A 15742-nucleotide genomic window follows, 5' to 3' on the forward strand; every position below is an offset into this window, starting at 1 on the left:
CCCGATATCTGCGTTGTGCGAAAAATTTTATCCTTGGAATATCAACTATATGCCTGCGGTAAAATTTTTCGCACGCCTTGATCTCGAACAAAAATCCTCGTTTCCGAACAGGCACTGGTGAGGATTCCGTGTAGTGATCAGGTCAGCAATAGCGACACCGATTGGTAACGTACCATAGGATGTCGCCCCAACAGGAAGGCGTTGCATGGCCCCATCAAAAAAAATTACCATCAACCCCCTCAGCCGCATCGAAGGCCACGGCAAGGTCACGATTCATCTGGATGAAAACGGCGATGTGTGCGAGTCCCGGTTTCACGTTACCCAGTTTCGTGGCTACGAGCGGTTCTGCCAGGGCAGGCCTTTTGAGGAGATGCCCGTGCTCACCCAGCGCATCTGCGGCATCTGCCCGGTCAGCCACCAGCTGGCCTCGGCCAAGGCCTGCGATGCGATCCTGGGCGTGGTTGTTCCACCCACCGCCAGACGATTGCGGGAACTGCTGCATATGGGACAGTTCATTCAGTCCCATGCATTGCATTTTTTCCATCTCGCCAGCCCCGACCTGCTGCTCGGCTGGGATGCCGATCCGGGCAGACGCAATGTCGTGGGACTGATGGCGGCGTTTCCGGATCTGGCCATGAAAGGCATTCGGCTAAGAAAATTCGGGCAGGAAATCATCAAGGCCCTGGGCGGCAAGAAAATCCATCCGGCCTTTGCCGTACCCGGCGGGGTCATGAATCCGCTCAAGGATGAGGATCGCGGCAACCTGTTGAGCGGCTTCTCCGACGCCTATGCGTCAACCCATGCCGCCCTGGGTATCGTCAAGGAATGGCTCGGGGCCCATGGGGATGAGGTGGCACAATTTGCCAATTTCCCATCCATTTACGCCGGACTGGTAGATGAAAAGGGATGCCCGGCCCTGTACGACGGCAACATGCGCATGAGGGGGCATGACGGCGGCATCCTGGCCGAATTCGAGCCGGCGCAATACCTGGGGTTCATCGCCGAACATGTGGAACCCTGGTCCTATCTTAAGTTTCCGGTTTTCAAGCCCCTCGGCTATCCGACCGGCTGCTACCGGGTGGGACCGCTGGGACGGCTGAATGTCGTCGATGCCATGGGAACTTTCCAGGCACAAGCGGCGTTCGACGACTATCGTCAACGGACCGCAAACGGGCTTAAGGGCGGATCCCTGTTTTTCCATTACGCGCGGCTCATCGAACTGCTTTACTGCCTGGAGAAGGCTGAAACGCTTTTGGAAGACGAGCGGATCTGCGGCCGGGATATCCGCATTTCATCCAACCCGGCCCACCGGGAAGGGGTGGGGGTCATCGAAGCCCCCAGAGGGACCCTGATCCATCATTACCGGGTGGATAAATACGGAATCCTTGAAGCCGTCAATCTTATCGTGGCCACCGGGCATAACAACCTGGCCATGAACCGGTCGGTCGACCTGGTGGCCAGAGCCTGTATCCGTGGCGGTGAGGTTCGGGAAGGCATGCTGAACCGGATCGAAGGCGCCATCCGATGCTACGATCCCTGTCTATCCTGTTCCACCCATGCCGTCGGACAGATGCCGCTGGTCATCGACATTTTCAGCAGTACCGGCGCACGGGTAAAAACACTCGGGAGCACGTAAACCATGATCCTGCCGGAAACAACAACATCTGAATATTGGATCATCGGCTATGGCAACACCCAGCGCCGGGATGACGGCATCGGCCCGTATGTCGTCAACCGGCTGCGGCCCCTCGTTGCGAACCGCAGGGATGTTCACCTGCGGGTTTCCCACCAGCTGGAACCGGATTGGATTGAACCGCTGAAAAACGCGACTACCATTTTGTTTGTGGACGCCGCCATCCAAAGGGGGGTGCCGGGGCGTCGCTGGACGGCCATTCAGCCGGAACTCAAACCCATGGTCTGCCTGGGCCACCAGCTTACCCCGGCCTTCATCCTGGGTTGGCTGCTGTGTTTGTACCGCCGCTGCCCGACCGCCTGGCTGGTCACCGTTGAGGGAAACGATTTCGGCTTCGGCAGCGGACTGTCCCCCGTGGCCCGGAAAAGGGCTGAACAGGTCATCGGCGAAATCACCGCGTTGGTGTTGACGCAAGGGGGGGAAACCCGACCGGAACTCCCGGACAAACCGGGAAAGGTAATTAATAACGGACAAAACCCTATCAGGAGGCCGACATGAGTGCCGGAAAAGATATACTCGTCATCGACGACGACCGGGACCTGGTGGATACCCTTAGGATCGTGCTGGAAAGCCAAGCCTATGCGGTCAGGACGGCCTATGACGGTCAGGACGGGTTTCGCCGCATCCAAGAAAAAAAACCCGATCTCATCATCCTGGATGTCATGATGGCTACGGTTACCGAGGGATTCGATCTGGCGTGCAAACTCAACAACCGGCCCGAATACCGGGACATACCCATTATCATGGTCACCTCGTTTCCAAAGGTCATGGCCGAAACAGGTCCAGACACGTTTCAACACATCCTGGGAGAGGACTGGCCGGTATCGGTCTTTATTGAAAAACCGGTGGATCCGGAGAAATTGCTGACCACCATCGAGGATATCTGGAAGGAAAAAGACGAGACATTATGACGGACGGCCTCCACATGCAACTGGGCGATGAACTGGTCAGGGAGCAGCTGTTTTTCCGCAAGGAACTCAGGGAACGGGTCCGCTGGTTGATCCGTCTGAGGTGGATTGCCGCCGGTTCATCGCTGGTCGCAAGCTGGCTGGTATATTATCAATGGCGGACGCTGCCGGTTGTCACCGTCGATCTTATCCTCCTTTTTGTCTTGCTTTACAATATCGGTTTTCATTTCATCTGGCGGCGGCTGCAAACGGGCAACCCCCGGGAAGTAAAGCCCTTGACCATTTTTACCCACGCACAGATCATTTGCGACTTCTCAGCCCTTTATCCGTTAATTTATTTTACCGGAAATTTACACAGCCCGCTGCTCATATTTTTAATTTTCCATGTCATCCTGTCCGGGATGTTGCTCTTCCCGTTGAGCTGTTTTTTATATTGCTTCTCGGTCCCGGCGGTCCTGGGCGGGCTGGTGACATTGCAGGCGTTGGAAATTCTCCCTGTCCAGCCGGCCATGTTCCACGGATCGTCGTGGGTTTATCGTTTGTATGTTCCGGTGGATAGTCCGGACATGGTGCCTTTCTTTCTACTCTTTGTTGCCGCCCTGTTCATCACCGCTTTTCTGGTCACCTCCCTCAAGTTGAGTCTGAGGGTCAAAGGCAGAGCACTTCTTCAGGTCTCTAAAGCACTGGATGCCGGTAATGTTAAATTGAGGGCCCTGTATAAGATGGTCACGGAGATGGGCGGCTGCGTGTCGCTGCAGCCGTTGATGGATGTGGCCACCCGAAACGCGGCCCGGATAATGGGGGTCGACACCTGCTCCATCAAACTGCTGGACGATCAGCGGGAAAACCTGATCTTTGCTTCCACCTTCGGTCTCGGCGAGGAGTATAAGAAAAACAGTCGGGGGGTCAAGGTTGCCGGAAACCCCATTGCCCAGAAAATCATGGATGGGACGCTGAGCGTCATCGGTAAAATAGATGAAAAAGATTATTCCCAGTATCCGGAAGATATCCGCAAAGAAGGAATTGCTTCCATGATCTGCCTGCCCCTTTCCGTGGGCAAGACCGTTTCGGGGATATTTTGCGTATACGGTGCCGAGCCCGGCTATTTTTCGGAGGATGACGTCAAATTTTTTTCGTTGATGACCGACCTGACCGCCCTGTCCATGGAAAACCTGAAAAGGGACCTCGATAAATCATGGTTCCTGCAGAAAGCGGCCCACCAGCTTCGCTCACCGTTGAATACCGTGTTGAGCATGCTCAACCTGATAAAAAACCGTTATCTCGGTCCTGTGACGCCGAAACAGGCAACTACGCTCGACCGCAGTGTGAAACGCCTCCAGATTCTGGGAGACGTGGTTGCCGACCTGCTCAATCTTGAAATTAAACGGATGGACCTGCAAAAGGTTGTCTTGCATCCGGTCACGGCGGCCAGTGTATTGAACCCCCTGAGGGAGCCATACCAGGTGCTGGCGGCCGAAAAGCATGTGGACGTCGCCTTCGCTATCGACAAATCACTGCCTCATGTTCTGGCCGATGAGAAGCTTGTCGACGACCTGTTCACCAACCTGATTGCCAATGCGGTGAAATATACGCCGGTGGGAGGGGCGGTGCGTGTGACGTTAAGCCGGGAAAACAGCAAGCATGTCCGGTTTCAAGTCCGTGACACCGGTATCGGTATCACGCCGGATGATCTTCCCTGCATTTTTACGGAATTTTTCAGATCCGCCAACGCCAGACAGTTTGAGGAAGAAGGGACGGGGCTGGGACTGGTGGTCGTAAAGGAAATTATGGATCGTCTGAAAGGCACCATATCCGTGAAAAGCACGCTGGGGGAGGGCACCTGTTTTACCTGCCGTCTGCCGATAGCCGACCGGCCTTCAGCCAATGAGGATAACTGAAAAGGAGAGATGCCATGTACAAAAAAATACTCGTGCCCTTGGACGGTTCGATGCGCGCAGAGGCCATTTTACCGCATGTGGAGAGTCTGGCCCTGTGCCTTAAGGCCAGCGTGGTCCTCCTGTATGTGGACGAGACATCCGATTTGGCGCTTGAGCGCGACGAAGTGGTCGATGTGAACACGTACCTGGAAAAACGCCGGAAACGGATAACCACGACCCAGGCCTACCTGCAGACGATCATCGATAAATGGCGATCCATCGATATCGATGTGCAGATGCGTATCGGTCGAGGCGGGGTGGTGGCCTGCATCATTGACACCGCCAAGCGGGAATCGGCGGATCTGGTGGCCATGGCCAGTCATGGTCAGGGTGGCGGGGAGCGGACCTTTTACGGCAGTGTGGCCGTGGGCGTGCTCAATCGCATCGACCGGCCGCTGCTGCTGATCCGTTCGCGTTTCGCGAAGTAGCCGGCAGACAGCGTCCCGGCCGCCGTTCATAAAGAGGGTTCGACAGTGCTGGTAAAAGGCTTGTTTTCCATGCTGCCGGCCGCCAGCGACCGGGTCACATCCACAGGCATGCCATCCTGGCGGTCGAGGGCCTGACGATACTTGTCGAGGTCGACGCGCCAGGCATGCCTGCTCATTCGTAAATGGAATAAGCCATATTGCTGAAGGTTTCCGACCCTGCCGTAGATGTCCCGATGGACTTCTACGAACACCCGATCCGCCAGCGTGCCGATCTTGACCGGTTCATAGACCATGGTGACCCGCGTCCCCGGTTGAACGCGTTCGAAAAGCCGTTCGATGTCCTCGGGATACAGCCGGATGCACCCACGGGTCACCGCCCGCCCGATCGACCATGGGAAATCGGTGCCATGGATACCATAGTGCGTGTTCTCAAGGCCCATCCAGAACGCTCCCAGGGGATTGTCCGGACCGGGCGGAAGATATTGAAAAACATACTTTTGTCTCAACGAGGGCGGTACGGCCCAACCCGGGTGGATCTTCTTCTCTTTGATGGCGAAGCTGCCCTTCGGCGTTTGCCAGGCTTTCCCACCGATGCTTATGGGAAAAGTGACGACGCTGCTTTGGTCCGCGCTGAAGCAATACAGCCTTAATTCGGCGATATTGACAACGATGCCATTGAAAACCCCCTTCGGCAGGACCCACTGGGAAGGGATGTCCATGAGCATGCCTTCGGGGGGCAGCCAGGGGTCAAGCTGCGGATAGAGGTCCTGGATTTCATTGAAGCCCAGGTTATATTGCCGGGCGATGTCCAGCAGCGGATTCGGCCCGGCTGGCGGCTTTTTCGGCCTGGGCAGCCGCATCCATGGCGCGGTCGGCAGCCAACTCGGCCCGCGAAGCGGCCGCATTGGCATCGGCAGACATGGCTTTGGCCTGTTTCGCCTCCTCCATCGCCCGGCTGGACTGCTCCAGCGCCTGGGGATGGGGGGGACAGCTGTGCATCACTGGCTATGCCGCATCAGGTCAGGTGGAATGGAATTCTTTATAATCGTTTTCGGGATGGGGAAACAATGCGCAGTATTAACCATTTGTATGCGTCAATATGAGTATTTATATCTATGCCGGTCAGGCGGTTATGTTTTGCCGCGCATTTGCCTTCCATCCATTTTGGTTCGATCAGGAATAGAAGGCCGGCGTCTTTTTGTCGCCTTATACGCTTCATCAGGCCAATGGTTGCCGCTCCGATGGCCAGAACATCGAACTATGACTGTATGGCCACACCATTTCTGCCGCTATGGTCAATCAAACCAATTCAAGCTGCCTGGCGCATGGTGTCCAGGATTTAAGCGGTCGCACGCAACCCTTGCAACTCATCTGGCCTTGCCGGATTTTGCAATAGGAGTTGACGACGTAGTCAAACATGCGGGCATTTTTAACGGCCAAACCGACTTCATCGGCAATTGCGATCAACATCCTTTTGTCGCTTTCGTCGAAATGATCGCTGCCGACCTTGTTGATCGCTTCAATGACGCCTACCTTCACCTCTCCCACGATGATCGGTGCCGCCAGGATCGATTTGGTCACGAAGCTGCTGTCATTGTCGAAATCACTGAAAAAATAGGGACATGTCGTGACATCATTGACGATTACCGGTTCCCCATCCTGCAGGGCTTTGCCGGCAACTTTCTGTGCTGATGTTGGCGTTGGTCAGAAGCAGATCATTCGTAAGGTCCCTGCTGCCGGGCAACGCATCCGGCGCTTCGACCGGTGAGAAGCCCCGGTCACCTGCCAATAGCTTTTCGCTATAGGCGGCGACGGCATTCCTAAACTCCTCGTTTTCCAAAAGTTCCTGCCGGTAGCGCCGGTGTGCGCGTTGAATTCGCTGAATCAGTTTCCTCAGCAGATGCAGTGATACATCGGGATCCCGCTTCAATCGGTCAACCAACAGGGCTTTGGTCAACGGGATCAGGCGGGTGCGGCTGATCGCGGTGATGGTGGCGGATCTGCCGCCGGTTTCCAGCAGTGCCATTTTCCCGAAAAAATCACCTTTTTCGAGAATGGCGATCACATTTTCGCTGCCGTTTTTGTCCTGCGAAACTTCGACCGCCCCGGACTGAATGATATACATGACATCCCCGGGGTCGCCCTGGCGGAATACGACTTCTCCCCTGAGGTAGGTTGAACCGAAAAGTTCGGGACCATATTTTCTGTCCACGTCGACCCGTCCTTCGCGTCTAGTGGTCAAGAGGCCATCCGTACGTGCGCCCTGGTGGAATCCGGAAATACCTGAATGGTTATAAATTGTCTCGACAAATGCCGATCAGCCCATAAAAGCCGGGCAGTGATCGAGGCAACTGCGCCGATCGGAGTTGCCGACCACATGGCATTTCACTATTGGGTTTGTATCTGGGATATAGTTGTCGGACTGCAAGAACACTGAACCCGATAATCGCGCATCATACCACCCATGGCTGACGTTGCAAGCCTATTCTCTGATTCGTAGACGACGGTCCCCAGGTGAATTGGCCAGAACCAAAAAGAGCTGAATCGCGGGACCCGCAATCTCCGACGGCTCGTCGAACTGCTCAGAATCCTATTCCTCGAAATAGCAAGATGCCTTAAACGCCTCACCTCGTGGTTCTTTATTGTGTCTGGTGCCCTTTCAGGATAAGCGTGTCGAACAATAAAACCCGTAGAATGCCTAAGGGTTTAATCAGTACATTTTTATTGTTTACTATTTCTGTTGATTCGATAATATTCATAATGGGATGAAATTCCCATTTATGTAGTATCTGTATTTTTTGCAAAATCCTCTCGCCTGATGGCAGATATACTTTTTAATACTGAAGTTTCCTTTTGAGTTTTGGTCCGCATTACCAACGGTTCAGGGTGATGGGTTATATTGTGCTCAGCATATCACCAACTATTTAAAATTTATATATTTTTATATTTGTAGCGGTGAATTTCTCACCTTTTGCAATTCGGTCATCTGTTTGTCCCAGGGTCGTTAACCTATATGGGCCCTTGAAGTCAGACCCGCCAACCTCCGTGTTTGATTTTAATGGCCAGCAGGGGGGATCTAAGATGAATGGGGTAGCGCCTTATTTTGTTCGCTTTTTTGTCGCTGTTTCACTGTTTATGGGTATTCCGGGCCTCGCTGTCGCTGCCACAGCGAACTGCGATCCATCGGCGGCCAGAGCTGTGTCCGTGCAGGGGGCGGTTGAGTCCAGATCACCCGGGGGGGGGCAGTGGCAGCAGGTCACGCTGGATGACACCTTCTGCCCGGGCGATGAAGTCCGGGTGCTGGACAACAGCCGGGCCAGTCTGGCACTGGCCAACGAGTCCGTCCTGCGGCTCAATGCCAATTCCTCCATCGTTGTCCAGAAATTCGAGGAGAAGACCTCTTTCATCGACGTGTTCAAAGGGGCAGCCCACTTATTTGCCCGCAAACCCAATAAACTCGAGGTCAACACCCCCTATGTCGTCGCCGGCGTACGCGGCACCGAGTTTCTCGTCCGGGTGGAGGACGACCAGACCTTCCTGTCCGTCTTCGAAGGTAGCGTGTTGGCTTCCAACGACGCCGGCGAGGTGGCCTTGGCCAGCGGGCAGAGTGCCGTTGCCAAAAAGGGCAGCGCACCGGTGCTGACCACGGTGGTGAATCCCCGGGATGCCGTCCAGTGGGCGCTTTACTACCCGCCGGTGGTGTACGTGCCGCCCGGCCAGCCGGAAATGCGCGAGGATCTGAATGATTCGGTCTTCCTGGCCAACCGGGCGTCCCAGTCTCTTTCGGTGGGCAACATCGACGCCGCCGAATCGGATCTTCAAAAAGCCCTGGCCATGGATCCGAAAATGGCCGACGCGCTCTCCCTTTCATCTATCGTGGCCTTGGTCCGCAACGACAAGGAGAAAGCCTACGAATTGGCCCAGCAGGCTGTCGCTGCCAACCCTAAGTCGGCTACGGCCCTTGTAGCCAAATCCTACGCCCAGCAGGCCAGATTCGATCTTGAAGGCGCGCGTAAAAGCCTGATGGACGCCGTGGCGGCATCCCCCGACGACGCCCTGACATATGCGCGGCTGGCGGAGATTCAGCTTTCTTTCGGCGAACTGGACAAGGCCCTGCAATCGGCTCAGAAAGCGGCCACACTGGCTCCGGACCTCTCCCGGACCCAGACCGTGCTGGGGTTCGCCAACCTGACCCAGGTAAAAACCGATGATGCCAAGGCGGCATTTGAGAAGGCCATCCAGACCGACCAGGTCGATCCGCTTCCCCGCCTGGGAATCGGGCTGGCCAAGATCCGCGAAGGTCAATTGGAAGCGGGCCGTATGGACCTCGAGGTCGCCGCAAGCCTGGATCCCAACAATTCCCTGATCCGCTCTTATCTGGGCAAAGCCTACTACGAAGAGAAACGCACCGGGCTGGATGAACGCGAATATAAGGCTGCCAAGGAACTCGACCCCAACGATCCGACACCTTGGTTTTATGAAGCCATTGCCAAGCAGACTACCAATCGTCCAGTAGAAGCATTGCAGGACCTGCAGAAAGCCATTGAACTCAACGACAATCGCGCCGTCTACCGTTCCAAGCTGACGCTTGATTCGGACCTGGCCGCCCGCAGCGCCAGTCAGGCAAGAATTTACAGCGACCTGGGATTCCAGCAGCGGGCCCTGGTGGAAGGGTACAACGCTGTCAACACCGATCCGACCAACTACTCGGCCCATCGCTTTCTGGCCGACTCATATTCGGTGCTGCCGCGCCACGAAATCGCCCGGGTCAGCGAATTGCTGCAGTCCCAACTGCTGCAGCCGAACAACATCACGCCGATCCAACCCAGTCTGGCGGAGAGCAACCTTTATCTCATCAGTTCAGGCGGAGCCGCGAATACTTCCTTTAACGAGTTCAACCCGCTGTTTAACCGCAACCGGGCAACTGTGCAAGCTTTTGGTTTAATAGGTGAAGATAATACTTGGGGCGGTGAAGGTGTCATTGCGGGGATCTATAATAGGTTATCGATGAGTGCCGGCTATTCCAATTTCGAGACCGACGGATGGCGGACAAATGCGGACCAGGAGGACAAAATCGCCAACTTCTTTGCCCAGTACGAGATCACCCACAAAACCAGTTTGCAGGCAGAATACAGGTATCGAGAGATTGAAAGAGGTGATACACAACTTCGATTCTTTGAGGAAGATTTTGACGTTAACCTCCGGCAAAACGATGAAATTGATACAATTCGTGTTGGAATCCGACATGCATTTTCTCCAGAATCGATAATACTTGGCAACTTTGCTTACCAAGATGGTACTCGCAAAGAACAGACAAAAGACGAACCAGTGCTTCAGTTACTTGATCTTGAAGGTGATGACGAAGCATACAGTGGCGAGCTTCAATATCTTTTTCGATCAAAGCCGGTAAAAATTGTTGGGGGTGTTGGATATTTTGATATTGACACTAAAGAAAAACTAACCACGGTGTTAGAGCTATTTCCCGGCTTTACCATTACCGATGTTGTCGACATCGACGCCGGATTAGAGCATAATAACCTCTATCTCTATTCCTATTGGGATCTTATTGATAATCTGACATTTACACTTGGTGCCAGTGGCGACTTTTTGGATTCCGAAACTGAGGACATCAAGGAAAGGGATCAGTTTAATCCAAAATTTGGCATAAACTGGTCACCGCTAACTGGTACTACCATTCGAGCAGCCGCTTTTCGGGTCCTGAAACGGACATTGATTACCGACCAAACTTTGGAACCAACCCAAATCGCCGGTTTTAACCAGTTCTTCGATGACGACAACTCGACAGACGCCTGGCGCTATGGCGTAGGGATTGATCAGAAATTTACCAAAACCATATTTGGTGGACTTGAATATTCTGATCGTGACCTGGAAGTACCTTATCAGGACATTGATCTTAACACTGGGGCGCTATCTTTGAAAGATGCCGAATGGGATGAATCCTTGTTCAGAGCCTATCTCTTTTGGGCACCTCACCCGATGTTCTCTTTTAGCGCGGAATACATGTACGAAGAGTATGAAAGGGATGAAGCGTTCGCGTTCGGCGTCAAAAACGTAGATACTAGTTATTTCCCTCTGGGCATCAATTTTTTTCATCCTACTGGTTTAAGTGCATCGATTAAAGGCACCTATGTCGATCAAAAGGGGGAATTTGAACGCGGCTTTATGGTTTTTGAGTCTGGAGAGGATGATTTCTGGCTGGTAGATGCCAGCATTAGTTTTCGTTTCCCAAAGCGTTATGGCTTTTTAACTGTTGGCGCCAGCAATTTGCTTGATGAATCGTTCAAGTATTTTGATACTGACCCTGAAAATCCTCGTATTCAACCAGCGAGAACAGTTTTCGCCAAGATTACATTGGCATTCCCATAGCATTTAAGAAAACCTGAAAATAAAGGAGTAAGAAACAACTGACTAGGGGAGAAAACAAACTTTAATTGATAGTAAGATCAAAATGGGGGGGGCGAACTCATGAAAAGATTCATTTTTCTGCTGGTAATTGTATTGTTGCTGTCTTCTTTTCTGTTTCTGCCAACGGAGGGGTTGACGGCCAATGAATGTTATCCGGGAAGCTTTAGTTTCACAACGCCTAAAGAAGGTTACTCTATTACCGTTACGGCATTTAAGCGTGACAACAAGTTTCCGTTTTCAAGCACAAGCAGCGATCCTGATTTTCCATGTCCCGGTAGTGTTGATTCATGTAAGGTGGCTGTTTATGATATTGAAGGAGATGTCTCGAAAATAACTAAGGCTTTTGTAAAATTTCCGATATGCTGTAATGACGAGACTGTTCCTTACAATATTGGTACTGTTGATGACAATCCCACACCTGTAGATTGTAAAGATCCGAAAAAAACATTTTTTGTAAATACTTGCTCAGACAATACATATCTGATTTCTTTTGATACATCCGCCGGAGATAAGAAACGGTACATCATCTATTTCCCTGATAAAGAAATCAGCTTAGATTTCGGTGATATGGTCATACAAGTTAATAACGATCCATATTTCGGGACGATTGTTGTGCCAGGGTGCGAAGAGAACTGCCCGAAGCCTATGTATTCTTCTGAACAAATCAGTGCCACAAAGTGGCTTATGACTGGTGACCCCAATAAACAGGTCCAAGTTGAATATTTCTACAACCTTGATACAGGATGCATAGAGGCAATTTTTTATACCGTATACGATGCGAACGGTGAAATCATAGTGCCGAGAACAGAAGCTGTTACTGTGGATGTTAGCATTGAAACCGGGCTTGGTGATGAATTGTTAGTTGAATGTGGAGACTCAGAGGGAAATCAATACTGCCGGACATGTCAGTTTACGACCAAAAGAAATCCTACCTGCGTTTATGTTCGATCAGGGGGGACAACAAAAAGAATTTGTTATTAGATTGAATTCAGTCGTCAAACAGAAAAACTATGAAAGGGGATATTATAGCGTGTAATAAATTTTTTTAAATTGGAGCCCCAAAAGTGTATACTTGTGGGGCTCTTATTTTGGATTTCTTCGACCGTTTATTAACGTGAAGTATTTCCCTTGTAGTTAGCTATTTGCTCTTCGGTTCGAACACACAATCCCAATCCTCCGGCGGCGGGTCGTCCTTGTAGGCCATGCAGCGAGCCAGCATGGTCTTGGACGGTCCGTCGTCGGGGCGCAATTCCAATGCCCGTTTGAAGTGGTCGATCGCCTTATCCCAGTGCTGCCGGCAGTACTCGTCATAGCCGGCGGCATAGGCCTCCAGGGCGCCCAGGTGTTCCGGTGACAAGGTCTCGCCGGCACGGGCGATCAGTTCGTAGACCCGCACGCACTGCTCCTTGCCCACCACCCGCACCAGGTCCATATCCCGCACAATGAAATCGTCCTTGACCAGTTCGTAGGTGTTCTCACCGATGATGATGCTGGTTTTGTACTGTTTATTGAGGCCTTCCAGGCGAGATCCCAGATTGACCTGGTCCCCCAGCACGCCGTAGGCGAAACGGTAGCGCGACCCCAGGTTGCCGATGAGCATGGGGCCGGAGTTGACCCCGGTGCGCGCGTGAAGAATCGGCCGTCCAGAATCGGCCCATTCCTTGGACAATTTATGGCGTGCGTCACGCATGGCCAGGGCAGTTTCGCAGGCCCGCTTGGCATGGTCGGGTTGCTCGATGGGCGCCCCGAAGAAAGCCATGACTTCGTCGCCTACATACTCCTTGAGGGTGCCGCGCTGTTTGAAGATTTCCTCTGACACGCGGTTGAAATATTCACTGAGAATCTTGATCATCTCCCTCGGCCCGTAGCGCTCCGAGTAGCTCGTGAAGCGCTCCAGGTCGGAAAAGAGCACGGTCAGCACCTTCTCCTCGCCCCCCAGGGTCAGTTGTTCGGGGTCCTTGAGCATCTCCTCGATGACCATCGGGGCCACGTACTGCCGGAAGGTGCCTTTGATCCGTTTGCGGTCCCGCTCCACCGTGGCATAGCTGAAGACGGTGACGAACGTGTAGCTGACCACCAGCGCGGTCAGCGGATAGACCATGTTGAGCCAGAGGTTGAACTGGACGAAGAGCCAGCGGGTGAAGAGAATATGCAGGGTGAATATGGCCAGGGCAATCAGGAGCCCGACGATGGCTTTCAACCGGGGTAGGAACAGTCCGGGCAGCAGGCCGATGGTGATGATGGCGATCAGGTCGAAGATTTGCGACCACTGCGGCTTGGTGATGAACCGGCCGGTGAGCATGTTGTCGATGATGGTCGCGTGGATCTCCACCCCCGGGTAAACCGGGCTGAACGGCGTCGAGCGCAGGTCGTGGGTGCCGACAGCGGTGGCCCCAACCAAAACGATTCGATCCTTGAATGTCCCTGCCGGGATCTCGCCCTTGAGGATGTCGGTGATCGAATAGTGGGGGAAGGTCTTGGCCGGACCGAGATAGTTGATCCGCATCTGCCCGTTTTCGTCTGTGGGGATAAAGCGCGCGCCCATCTGGATGCCTTCCACGCCGTAGCGGGGAACGTTCACGATCAACTGGGGCCGATCCAGGTACTGCCAGGCGCACTGCACCGTCAGGTGAGGAAAGAGGTCTTCACCGCATTTTATCATCAGGGGAACGTTGCGGACCACGCCGTCCCGGTCGCTGGTCACGGTGAAAAATCCGGACCCGTCGGCGGCATCGGAGAGTATTTTCAGGTTGGCCTCCGGTGCATAGGCGGTGATGAACGGAAGCCGGGAGGCGTTCGGGTTCTGTTGGAGAATCATGGGATACTTGGATTTGTCGATCAGTGCCAGCTGGCGGTCGATTTCTTTCTTTCCGATGTCGTAATTCAATTCCGACGGACTCATGTGGAAGAAATAGCCCAGCACCGTGGTCGAATGCGCCTGGCGGATAGCATCCGCAAGGATTCGGTCGTTGATATCCTTGCGCATCTGCCCGGACGTGAGATCGATCAGGCCTTCGTTGGTCTCGGCCAGACGGTCGAGAGCCTCTTGAAACCCCTGGGAAACCGTCGGGTCTCCATTCTCTTCCGGCTCCAGGAATCCGATGTCAAATCCGATCACCTTGGCGCCGTCCTCGGAAAGCCGCTCCACGAGGGTAGCAATTTTGGAGCGCGGCCACGGCCAGCGGCCTTCCTGATCAAGGCTTTTTTCATCGATCATGGCCAGCACAACTACCGGTGATGGCTTTTGGTAGCCCCGCTGCAGGAAACGCAGGTCGTAGAGCTTCAACTCAAAGAGTTGCAGGATGGGCACATCGATTTGAAACAGGAATACGGTCAAGGCCACTGAAAGGAGGGTGACGGCGGCGACGCCCTTCAGGTATTTCGGTATTTTAGGCAATTTCATTTACAAATCCGGGTACTAGATATCCGCCGGTTTTCCGTTGGCGAACAGGTAGTTGCCGAACACGTTGGATTGCAGGTTGGCGATCCATTGTTTGCCCTCGTGGGTTACCTTCAGGTATCCGAGGGCTTCTTGAACGTAGGGGCTGACCCTGTCCCAGTAAAATTTCGCGTTGCAGTCCCTGAGGTCCCCGGGGGTTTTGTAGCCGAGCTTCTGGTTGAGCCCCAATTCTTCGAACTCATAGAACAGAGCCGTGCATTTCTGCAGCCGGTTGGGGTCGGCCAGCTGCCCGATGAAATCAGCGGCGCGCACCAGCCCGGGGAATCCGGACGTATCCTTGTACCGGTCGTCATTGGGAACAGGGAAGCGGGTCATCTCGATGTACGAGGCGATCAGCTCTGCGTCCACCAGACCGCCCGACTCTCTGAGCATCTTTTTCCCGAAACGCTCGAGAACGAAACGTTTGCTCCGGTCGATGTGGTAGGGCGCCAGCTGGGCATCGGTGGTGCCTTCCGGAAGGGTGATCGTTTTTTTGCCTATCCCCGTGGCCAGCTTGTAGCCATTGTCATCCGCGCAGATTCCCTTGACATAGCCGATGTCGTGGCACAGCAGGGCGATCATGAAATGCGTCCAGTCTTTTGGAGATACGCGCCCTTCCGACAGGTGCTTGCCTTCAAGGATGGACTGCCCGGCCAGGGTGACCATGATCGTATGTTCTGCGTCATGATAAAGGGCGTCGGAATTGGCGATGTTCTCCAGGGCCAGGTGCGCCGTCCAGGTGATGATGTTGCCCAAGCCTTTTTCCATGTCACTGTAGGTTCGCTGATAGGCCTCCATGATCTGGGTTTTACAGTAATCTGCTTTGATTTTCTGAAGATTAAGCATGATCGCCATCCTTATTATTTATTCTAAGAAAAGCTGGTCCTTGGGCTTGATCAGAGGCCGTAGGT

Annotated in this window: 13 protein-coding genes; 7 read left to right on the forward strand and 6 right to left on the reverse strand. The window is 53.6% G+C overall.

From position 1 onward, the window contains the following. The first annotated feature begins 205 nt into the window (after positions 1–205). From ACHZBS_RS21665 to ACHZBS_RS21685, 5 genes are read left to right on the forward strand one after another with little or no spacing between them, the layout of a single operon-like run. Complete coding sequence (locus tag ACHZBS_RS21665) at positions 206–1636, forward strand: Ni/Fe hydrogenase subunit alpha (RefSeq protein ID WP_319408584.1); 1431 nt, start codon at positions 206–208, stop codon at positions 1634–1636. 3 nt (positions 1637–1639) lie between these two features. Beyond that, on the forward strand, positions 1640–2191 hold the full coding sequence (locus ACHZBS_RS21670) for a hydrogenase maturation protease (RefSeq protein ID WP_319408585.1): 552 nt from the start codon (positions 1640–1642) through the stop codon (positions 2189–2191). Then, a complete protein-coding gene (locus tag ACHZBS_RS21675) occupies positions 2188–2604 on the forward strand; it encodes a response regulator (RefSeq protein WP_319408586.1) in 417 nt (138 codons plus the stop codon). The genes ACHZBS_RS21670 and ACHZBS_RS21675 overlap by 4 nt, the downstream gene beginning before the upstream one ends. Continuing rightward, entirely contained in the window at positions 2601–4499 is a 1899-nt protein-coding gene (locus tag ACHZBS_RS21680; protein ID WP_319408587.1) for a GAF domain-containing sensor histidine kinase, read from the forward strand. Before ACHZBS_RS21675 ends, ACHZBS_RS21680 begins: the two co-directional genes overlap by 4 nt. A 14-nt stretch (positions 4500–4513) precedes the next feature. Beyond that, complete coding sequence (locus ACHZBS_RS21685; RefSeq protein ID WP_319408588.1) at positions 4514–4966, forward strand: universal stress protein; 453 nt, start codon at positions 4514–4516, stop codon at positions 4964–4966. Positions 4967–4992: 26 nt separating this feature from the next. Here ACHZBS_RS21685 and ACHZBS_RS21690 read toward each other — a convergent pair whose 3' ends face one another. The 4 genes from ACHZBS_RS21690 to ACHZBS_RS21705 form a co-directional block, all read right to left on the reverse strand. After that, positions 4993–5826 carry a L,D-transpeptidase family protein gene (locus ACHZBS_RS21690; RefSeq protein WP_319408589.1) on the reverse strand — a complete coding sequence of 278 codons (834 nt, stop codon included), beginning with the start codon at positions 5824–5826 and terminating at the stop codon, positions 4993–4995. Continuing rightward, the gene (locus ACHZBS_RS21695) at positions 5756–5965 is read right to left on the reverse strand and encodes a hypothetical protein (RefSeq protein ID WP_319408590.1); all 210 of its coding nucleotides are present in this window, start codon (positions 5963–5965) and stop codon (positions 5756–5758) included. Before ACHZBS_RS21695 ends, ACHZBS_RS21690 begins: the two co-directional genes overlap by 71 nt. Before the next feature lie 300 nt (positions 5966–6265). After that, the gene (locus ACHZBS_RS21700; protein ID WP_319409110.1) at positions 6266–6631 is read right to left on the reverse strand and encodes a GAF domain-containing protein; all 366 of its coding nucleotides are present in this window, start codon (positions 6629–6631) and stop codon (positions 6266–6268) included. Further along, positions 6600–7208, reverse strand: a complete 609-nt coding sequence (locus ACHZBS_RS21705; RefSeq protein ID WP_319408591.1) for a cyclic nucleotide-binding domain-containing protein — start codon at positions 7206–7208, stop codon at positions 6600–6602. Before ACHZBS_RS21705 ends, ACHZBS_RS21700 begins: the two co-directional genes overlap by 32 nt. A gap of 839 nt (positions 7209–8047) precedes the next feature. Between ACHZBS_RS21705 and ACHZBS_RS21710 the strand changes: the two genes are divergently transcribed. Together ACHZBS_RS21710 and ACHZBS_RS21715 are read left to right on the forward strand one after the other, a co-directional pair. Then, the gene (locus ACHZBS_RS21710; RefSeq protein ID WP_319408592.1) at positions 8048–11353 is read left to right on the forward strand and encodes a FecR domain-containing protein; all 3306 of its coding nucleotides are present in this window, start codon (positions 8048–8050) and stop codon (positions 11351–11353) included. A gap of 99 nt (positions 11354–11452) precedes the next feature. Further along, positions 11453–12373, forward strand: coding sequence for a hypothetical protein (locus ACHZBS_RS21715; protein WP_319408593.1), 921 nt, complete (start codon positions 11453–11455; stop codon positions 12371–12373). Positions 12374–12530: 157 nt separating this feature from the next. Here the strand turns inward: ACHZBS_RS21715 and ACHZBS_RS21720 are convergent, their stop codons facing one another. Both ACHZBS_RS21720 and ACHZBS_RS21725 read right to left on the reverse strand, forming a co-directional pair. After that, a complete protein-coding gene (locus tag ACHZBS_RS21720) occupies positions 12531–14795 on the reverse strand; it encodes a CHASE2 domain-containing protein (RefSeq protein ID WP_319408594.1) in 2265 nt (754 codons plus the stop codon). A gap of 15 nt (positions 14796–14810) precedes the next feature. Next, entirely contained in the window at positions 14811–15677 is an 867-nt protein-coding gene (locus tag ACHZBS_RS21725; RefSeq protein ID WP_319408595.1) for a hypothetical protein, read from the reverse strand. Positions 15678–15742: the final 65 nt, after the last annotated feature.

Origin of the sequence: uncultured Desulfosarcina sp., from assembly GCF_963664155.2 — a bacterium.
In the GTDB taxonomy this organism is placed as follows: Bacteria; Desulfobacterota; Desulfobacteria; order Desulfobacterales; family Desulfosarcinaceae; genus Desulfosarcina.

Coding starts and splice junctions, on each gene's coding strand:
- ACHZBS_RS21665 (WP_319408584.1), top strand. CDS start 206: ATGGCCCCATCAAAAAAAATTACCATCAACCCCCTCAGCCGCATCGAA.
- ACHZBS_RS21670 (WP_319408585.1), top strand. CDS start 1,640: ATGATCCTGCCGGAAACAACAACATCTGAATATTGGATCATCGGCTAT.
- ACHZBS_RS21675 (WP_319408586.1), top strand. CDS start 2,188: ATGAGTGCCGGAAAAGATATACTCGTCATCGACGACGACCGGGACCTG.
- ACHZBS_RS21680 (WP_319408587.1), top strand. CDS start 2,601: ATGACGGACGGCCTCCACATGCAACTGGGCGATGAACTGGTCAGGGAG.
- ACHZBS_RS21685 (WP_319408588.1), top strand. CDS start 4,514: ATGTACAAAAAAATACTCGTGCCCTTGGACGGTTCGATGCGCGCAGAG.
- ACHZBS_RS21690 (WP_319408589.1), bottom strand. CDS start 5,826: ATGCGGCTGCCCAGGCCGAAAAAGCCGCCAGCCGGGCCGAATCCGCTG.
- ACHZBS_RS21695 (WP_319408590.1), bottom strand. CDS start 5,965: ATGCACAGCTGTCCCCCCCATCCCCAGGCGCTGGAGCAGTCCAGCCGG.
- ACHZBS_RS21710 (WP_319408592.1), top strand. CDS start 8,048: ATGAATGGGGTAGCGCCTTATTTTGTTCGCTTTTTTGTCGCTGTTTCA.
- ACHZBS_RS21715 (WP_319408593.1), top strand. CDS start 11,453: ATGAAAAGATTCATTTTTCTGCTGGTAATTGTATTGTTGCTGTCTTCT.
- ACHZBS_RS21720 (WP_319408594.1), bottom strand. CDS start 14,795: ATGAAATTGCCTAAAATACCGAAATACCTGAAGGGCGTCGCCGCCGTC.
- ACHZBS_RS21725 (WP_319408595.1), bottom strand. CDS start 15,677: ATGCTTAATCTTCAGAAAATCAAAGCAGATTACTGTAAAACCCAGATC.